Source organism: Capnocytophaga sputigena, from assembly GCF_900446695.1.
In the GTDB taxonomy this organism is placed as follows: Bacteria; Bacteroidota; Bacteroidia; order Flavobacteriales; family Flavobacteriaceae; genus Capnocytophaga; species Capnocytophaga sputigena.
Genome location: NZ_UAVP01000007.1, coordinates 524,695 through 532,079, shown reverse-complemented (window position 1 = coordinate 532,079; position 7,385 = coordinate 524,695). Strand labels below are relative to the sequence as shown.

7 protein-coding genes, 2 tRNA genes and 2 rRNA genes are annotated in these 7,385 nt (G+C 39.3%); all 11 read right to left on the bottom strand.

Translation table 11 applies throughout. The features are described from left to right. A 23S ribosomal RNA gene (locus DR017_RS06325) occupies positions 1-357 on the bottom strand; the annotation flags it as partial. A 154-nt stretch (positions 358-511) separates the two neighbouring features. Beyond that, a tRNA-Ala gene (locus tag DR017_RS06320) sits at positions 512-585 on the bottom strand. A gap of 88 nt (positions 586-673) precedes the next feature. Continuing rightward, positions 674-747, bottom strand: a tRNA-Ile gene (locus DR017_RS06315). Between the two features lie 70 nt (positions 748-817). Then, positions 818-2,333, bottom strand: a 16S ribosomal RNA gene (locus DR017_RS06310). An 89-nt stretch (positions 2,334-2,422) separates the two neighbouring features. Then, entirely contained in the window at positions 2,423-2,950 is a 528-nt protein-coding gene (locus tag DR017_RS14175; RefSeq protein ID WP_177706943.1) for a hypothetical protein, read from the bottom strand. Between the two features lie 147 nt (positions 2,951-3,097). After that, positions 3,098-4,216, bottom strand: a complete 1,119-nt coding sequence (locus tag DR017_RS06300; protein ID WP_232034001.1) for a hypothetical protein — start codon at positions 4,214-4,216, stop codon at positions 3,098-3,100. Then, a complete protein-coding gene (locus tag DR017_RS06295; protein ID WP_002681470.1) occupies positions 4,209-4,817 on the bottom strand; it encodes a hypothetical protein in 609 nt (202 codons plus the stop codon). Before DR017_RS06295 ends, DR017_RS06300 begins: the two co-directional genes overlap by 8 nt. Positions 4,818-4,956: 139 nt before the next feature. Next, positions 4,957-5,325 carry an ApeI family dehydratase gene (locus DR017_RS06290; RefSeq protein WP_002681424.1) on the bottom strand — a complete coding sequence of 123 codons (369 nt, stop codon included), beginning with the start codon at positions 5,323-5,325 and terminating at the stop codon, positions 4,957-4,959. 23 nt (positions 5,326-5,348) lie between these two features. Further along, the gene (lolB2, locus tag DR017_RS06285; RefSeq protein WP_002681476.1) at positions 5,349-5,951 is read right to left on the bottom strand and encodes a flexirubin biosynthesis protein LolB2; all 603 of its coding nucleotides are present in this window, start codon (positions 5,949-5,951) and stop codon (positions 5,349-5,351) included. Further along, positions 5,929-6,543 carry a flexirubin biosynthesis/transport protein LolA2 gene (lolA2, locus tag DR017_RS06280; RefSeq protein ID WP_002681487.1) on the bottom strand — a complete coding sequence of 205 codons (615 nt, stop codon included), beginning with the start codon at positions 6,541-6,543 and terminating at the stop codon, positions 5,929-5,931. The genes lolB2 and lolA2 overlap by 23 nt, the downstream gene beginning before the upstream one ends. Then, the gene (locus DR017_RS06275) at positions 6,540-7,271 is read right to left on the bottom strand and encodes a polysaccharide deacetylase family protein (protein WP_002681473.1); all 732 of its coding nucleotides are present in this window, start codon (positions 7,269-7,271) and stop codon (positions 6,540-6,542) included. The genes lolA2 and DR017_RS06275 overlap by 4 nt, the downstream gene beginning before the upstream one ends. Between the last annotated feature and the right edge of the window lie 114 nt (positions 7,272-7,385).

Here is a 7,385-nt window from a genome sequence, read left to right as displayed (position 1 = left end):
CTATCACTCTCTATGGTGTGTCTTTCCAAACACTTCTAATCCAGCTTTACAACCTATATCTGGGTCCTACAACCCCCATATTGCCGTAACAATATGGGTTTGGGCTGTTCCCATTTCGCTCGCCACTACTTTGGGAATCACTTTTGTTTTCTTCTCCTCCGCCTACTTAGATGTTTCAGTTCAGCGGGTTTGCCCATCTTTACGATGTAGTACATCTTCAATGTACTGGGTTGCCCCATTCGGATATTTGCGTATCAACTCGTATGTGCCAATCCACGCAACTTTTCGCAGCTTATCACGTCCTTCTTCGCCTCTGAGAGCCTAGGCATCCCCCATACGCCCTTACATAACTTTTCGCGCTTGTAGTTTTATTCAATTAACAATTAACAATTATCAATTAAATAAATACCTCGTTCTCTTTGATTCTTTTTAATATTTTTCGTTAGATTATCAATAATCTATTATTGATCTCTTATGCTCTTTATCCCAATATGTCAATGTACTGTTGTTGTGGAGAATAAGGGATTCGAACCCTTGACCCCCTGCGTGCAAGGCAGGTGCTCTAGCCAGCTGAGCTAATTCCCCGTGCTTAATGACGAGTTACGAATTACGAATTACGATTTATGCTATTCGTCTCTCTTCAGCTTCTAGAATTTCCTTCTTTAGCTTATTGTAGTCCCAGGCAGACTCGAACTGCCGACCTCTACATTATCAGTGTAGCGCTCTAACCAGCTGAGCTATGAGACTGCTTATTTTTTGTTGTCAGCAAGATTTAAAGAATGAGTTAGTCCGATGTTCAATTATCGGTCATCTCTAGAAAGGAGGTGTTCCAGCCGCACCTTCCGGTACGGCTACCTTGTTACGACTTAGCCCCAGTCACTAGTTTTACCCTAAACAGCTCCTCGCGGTGACCGTCTTCAGGTACCCCCAGCTTCCATGGCTTGACGGGCGGTGTGTACAAGGCCCGGGAACGTATTCACCGGATCATGGCTGATATCCGATTACTAGCGATTCCAGCTTCACGGAGTCGAGTTGCAGACTCCGATCCGAACTGTGACCGTCTTTATAGATTCGCTCCTGCTCGCGCAGTGGCTGCTCTCTGTAACGGCCATTGTAGCACGTGTGTAGCCCAAGATGTAAGGGCCGTGATGATTTGACGTCATCCCCACCTTCCTCACGGTTTGCACCGGCAGTCCCACTAGAGGGCTCGACTTGACTCGTTAGCAACTAATGGCAGGGGTTGCGCTCGTTATAGGACTTAACCTGACACCTCACGGCACGAGCTGACGACAACCATGCAGCACCTTGAAAACTGTCCGAAGAAGGAGGTATCTCTACCTCTGTCAGTTCCCATTTAAACCTTGGTAAGGTTCCTCGCGTATCATCGAATTAAACCACATGCTCCACCGCTTGTGCGGGCCCCCGTCAATTCCTTTGAGTTTCACACTTGCGTGCGTACTCCCCAGGTGGGATACTTATCACTTTCGCTTAGCCACTCAGATTGCTCCAAACAGCTAGTATCCATCGTTTACAGCGTGGACTACCAGGGTATCTAATCCTGTTCGCTCCCCACGCTTTCGTCCATCAGCGTCAATAAATTGTTAGTAATATGCCTTCGCTATCGGTGTTCTGTGTAATATCTAAGCATTTCACCGCTACACTACACATTCCAACTACTTCACAATCATTCAAGACTGACAGTTTCAAAGGCAGTTGCTTAGTTGAGCTAAGCGCTTTCACCTCTGACTTATCAGCCCGCCTACGGACCCTTTAAACCCAATGATTCCGGATAACGCTCGCATCCTCCGTATTACCGCGGCTGCTGGCACGGAGTTAGCCGATGCTTATTCGTAAGGTACCGTCATCAAAGTACACGTACTCCTTATTCTTCCCTTACAAAAGCAGTTTACAATCCATAGGACCTTCATCCTGCACGCGGCATGGCTGGATCAGTCTTCCGACCATTGTCCAATATTCCTCACTGCTGCCTCCCGTAGGAGTCTGGTCCGTATCTCAGTACCAGTGTGGGGGACATCCCTCTCAGAACCCCTATCTATCGTCGCCTTGGGGAGCCGTTACCTCTCCAACTAGCTAATAGAACGCATACTCATCTTTCACCACCGTAGCTTTAATATAAAAACGATGCCGCTCCTATATACCATTAGGTATTAATCCAAATTTCTTCGGGCTATCCCTATGTGAAAGGCAGATTGTATACGCGTTACGCACCCGTGCGCCGGTTTTGGTTACCCGAAGGTAACCTCTCCCTCGACTTGCATGTGTTAGGCCTGCCGCTAGCGTTCATCCTGAGCCAGGATCAAACTCTTCATCGTTAAAATCTTTAATATCTTTAACCGATTCTTAAGTTATTGACTTCAGGTTTCACTCAATTCTTTAAATCTTCTTTTTGTGCTGTACAACATTATGTCAATGTACGTGTTGTTTTTCGCTTTCTGAGAGCGGCTGTCCGTCTCATTTGCGGGTGCAAAGGTACGGCGTTTTTTTTATCCTGCAAATTTTTTCGCAACTTTTTTTGAAAGTTTTTTGTAGTTGTTTGAAAATGAGGAGAATATTTTTTGAAGAAAAACTCGGAGAGGCTCGGAGAAACTTGGAGGGGGGTGCGAGCCGCACGGGTAGGGATGGGAGCGGTGGGAGTTGTGGGAGCGGTGGGAACGGTGGGAGCGGTGGGAGTGGTGAGAGCGGTGGGAGTGGTGAGAGCGGTGGGAGTGGTGAGAGCGGTGGGAGTGGTGAGAGCGGTGGGAGTGGTGAGAGCGGTGGGAGTAGTGAGAGCTGTGGGAGTAGTGAGAGTGGTGGGAGTGGTGAGAGCTGTGGGAGTAGTGAGAGCTGTGGGAGTAGTGAGAGCTGTGGGAGTAGTGAGAGCGGTGGGAACGGTGGGAGTTGTGGGAGGGACTAGGAGAAACTCGGAGGGATGGGATAACCCCCGACTCACTTACTCGGCAATTGCCGACAACCCCGAAGGGGGACAAGCTGGAAAATGGAGACTGAGGGTGGGAGGGTTGAGAATAAAAAATAATTTTTATTAGTAGGAATTTTAAAAATAGCTTCTTAGATGTAAGATATTTATAAGGAGTACTAACTATCTCGTACCACAGCTAAATTCTCTCAATGCTGATTTAGGTATACTCTTCCCTGTGCTATCGTAATATTTTACTCCTTGTTCATCCTCTACCTCAACTGCTAAATTAATTAAATGAGCGCTTTTTACCTTTCCATAATTCAGTTTTTGAAAGAATTGGTTATAAATATTTACCTCTTCTTTATTTTTAGTAATGATAAAAGTCTCATTCCTAATAATAGTGTCATAGGTTCCCAAAAGAGCTTTATTCTTAAAAATGTCTATAATTTCATATTTCTTACCCTTAGGGAATATTTCAAAATAATCATCAAAATCACGAGTGCTATAACGATAATTTTTGAGATTATATATTTCTGATGTGATTTTTCTAAAAGTGTACTTAGCTTCATCTATCAAAACTATTTTATCTCCCATAGGAATAAAAACTTTCTCCAAATCTCCATTCTCATTAATAAACAGATATATTTGTTTACTATCTTTTAGTTTTAGCATCAAAATAGCATATTGCTTTGTATCAAAAGTAAGCCAACGAGGTGTATCTTTAGGAGTATCAATAATATACTGACCAAAACCATAAGTGGGTATCTTATTAGCTATGTGTGCCTGCACTGCGGTATGATTATTTACCATTTCACAAATAATATGTCCTTCTTCTCTCTCTTCAGAGGATATTACTGTATCACACCAATACGTTTTTCCTACAAAATCCTGAAATGAAGTTTTACTTATATCTTTAGTAAATATTATTTCAGTATTGTCTTCTAAAATCTCTTCTTCAGAATACTCTTCATCATCTTTCCTCCAATAAGGAGATAAAAAATTAAAAAAATTATCTTTTATGGGGTATTTAACATCAAAATCTAAATCTAAAGCCTTATAGTTTCCATTTCTTAATTTCTGGAAGAATGTATAATTACCACTATCATCATAAGCGACAGCATCTACTTCACGTGCATTGAAAGTTGCTTGTGCGCAAAGAGTTGTAGAAAAAAGAGATAATAAGATAAATAGTATTTGCATATCACTAAAAATTAGGAATAAATATAAAAAATTGCCAAAGATACGAGCCTTTTGAGGTATTCGTAGCTTTGGCAAAGTGTAGATTGTTCTTTTATTCATCGTCATCACCATCCCAGTATTCCAAAAACTCTTTAATGAGTTTGGCAGGATTGGCTTTTTTAGTCCAAATAATGGGAGTTTCTTCAAAATCTTGCTGATGAATAATAATAGGAATATTACGACCGAATATTTTTTCTATTTCTCCTTCATCTAATAATTGTTTAGCAAGAGCGATCGCTTCTTTTATAAATTCTTTGCAAAATCTATCTCCTTTTTTAAGGAGTTTGTCATACAAATCTTCATCTTCTTCTATAGCTCGATCGTTTTCTTCATCTGTATAGAAGTGAGGAGTTTTAGCAAACCACTGTTTCAACAGTTTGTCTTTTTTACCTCCTATGGTTTCCATTTCAGTTTGTAACCAATAATCAAAATTCCACTTAGCGTCTTCTTTAGAAGCGGCATTGTAACTTTCTTCTTTTACGTTTGAAAGGGTATTATAGCTCAGCGTGATTTTAGGAAATCGCAAATCGTCATCATCACAAGTGTAGCAAAAAGATAGTGCGTATACATCTTTTTTATCCTCCTCATTTACAATCTCTTGAATTGCATTTTTCAACTTCTCGTAACTCTTCTCTGTAAATTTTTTTCGTTCCTTTTCCACTATTAATATTGCTTTTTAGTGTTATTTGTTTGTTATACTTTTTTTAAAATGATTGCAAAAGTAGTTATTTTATTTTACATAGCGCAATTTTTTCAACTATTTTTTTTCATTTTACATAATGAGTAAGGAAACGAACTTTTTAAGATAGTATTTTGTATAAATTCGTAAGTTTTAATGCGACTGTTTCATCAAAAGAGGTTGTATTTTTCACTTGTATATTAGCATCTTTATATTGAATGGCGAGTGTGAGTTGCAATACGGGGTGAGTTATAGGGTTGATAAGCGCCATAAACTTTACATTTGTAGTTTTGGCTAAGAAAAGTTTGTACCCTGTAATTTCCTCAGTGAGATTTTTGATGATTTGCATCATACACACTCCTGGTGTGATAGGGTTGTTAGGAAAATGTCCTTCGAAAATAGGGTGTTGAGGATTTAGGGTAAGGGTGCAGAGATAATTTTCAGTATCTTGCTTTTCTAAAATATTGAGGCTATAAAAATCTTTTAACATCTTTTACAATTGACAATTGAGAACTAAAAATTAACAATGGGTTCTAAAACTATTTTAATGGTAAGATTATGGTGTTCTATGGTTATGTTGTTAGGATTATATATATAAGTGGTGTACAACTTTTCTCCTTGCATATTAAGCTGTTTGAAGAGGTTGTTCTCTAAAGTGAACAGATAGATTGTATCACTGCCTTCTTTGCACTTTTGTACCTCTGTAGTGCCATCAGTATATTTTTGGATGACAGTAAAATGAGTTTGTAGTAACTTTTGAAAGTCGGTTGTAAGGGTGCGAATGACTATTTCTTTATTGAGGTCAGGAGTTATATAATTAGTTTTTATATTTCCTTTTTGGTTTTCAAAATCGAAAAGCGTGTTGCCAAAGTCGGTAGTGAGGGCTACTCGCCACGTATTGTCTGCAGTAATTTTAGCTGCTAAGAGTCCGCTAAAAGTGTGCCCATAAGCAGTGATGGTAGTTCGATAGAGACACTCCTCCCCTACTCTTACGTGAGGATTTGCAATAATTGTTTGAGTTGTAGCAACTGACTGATATTCTGCAGGGAGTTTATAATAAGGTGAACAACTACCAAGCCATATAGCAAACAGACTATATTTTAAAATTTGCTTCATCAATTTTTGTATTTAGTTTTTTATTGCTGAATAGGATTTCGGTATAGTCTTTAGAAGGTTCAATCAGTTTTACGCGCTCTACTACACTATCAACATCGAAATAGAGATGTATTTCGCTCACATATTTCAAAAGTGTCTTATCCTTGGGCAATAGTTTTACCAATGTACTTTTGCCCGATTTGGCAAAGGTCATAGCAAACTCTTTCTCGTTGAACATATCACCGCTGATAGAGCTCACAATAAGGTTATTTATTTTTTTAAATACTTTATTATCAGCTTTCATCTGTGAGACATTACCTGCATCGTTCACCGTGATATTATCTTTCTGAAAAACAATGCGATACTGGTAAGGTTTAGTGTATTGCCAATTCAGTTTATCGGGTTTAGCGAATGCCATTTTACCAAAAGTCTCAATATCCTTACTCATAAAATCCAAATGTTTTTTCTGAGTAAAATCTGCTTGCATTGTTTGGATTGACTTGTTTTTAGCAATGGTCAGCGTTTTGAAGTCGCGTATTTGGGCTTCAGTAAGGGCTTGGGCACTGATTGTTAAAGGTGCAACACAAATAAGGAATATTAAGAGTTTTTTCATTCTAAATTGTTTGTAATTGTATAGTTATTTTCTTTGAGGTACTGCAATAAGCGTTCCAAAACGGTGAGGGTATGGGGCAGACGGTCGTGCATCAATATAATATTGCCATTGGTAAGTTTGCGCACAATGCGATGAAAAAGCTTGTCTTCATCGTGTATTACGGTGTCTAATGAGCGTACATCCCATCCTATAGCTTTTTTAGCTGTTGCCCGAATTGCTCTAGCAACGGGTGGTGAGGTGATTCCGTATGGAGGTCGGAAATATGGGGTAACGATATCCAAGTGCGCCAATGCTTCATCGGTATGACGAATTTCGTTGGCAAGGGCTTTTGCGTGCAGAATGTTTTTAGGTTGATGAGTAAAGGTATGATTTGCCACTAAATGACCTTCAGCTTGCATACGTTTGATGACCTCTGGATACTTTTGTATTTGTTTGCCTACACAAAAAAAGACTGCTTTGGCGTTGTATTTCTGTAAAAGGTCTAAAAATTGTGGTGTAAGTTCAGAGGGACCATCATCAAAAGTTAGCGCTACTGTTTTTGCTGGACGCCCCTTTAAGAAGTATTGTGTTTTGACAAAATAAGAGAGGCGGATATCGAATACGCCCCAAGAGATAATGCCTAAAAACAACACTATTAATAATACATATACCCACCAAGGAGCATTTTGTATAAATGCTGTTACAAGAGCACTGATAAATATTGCGATTGTAAAAAGATATTTGTTCAATGTTTAAATGATATAGAGTTGATACTTTGTTAAGGAAAACCTCGCACGGATTTCACGGATTTACACGAAATTAAGACTAAAAAAACTTCTTGTATTATATTATTTTACAAATTT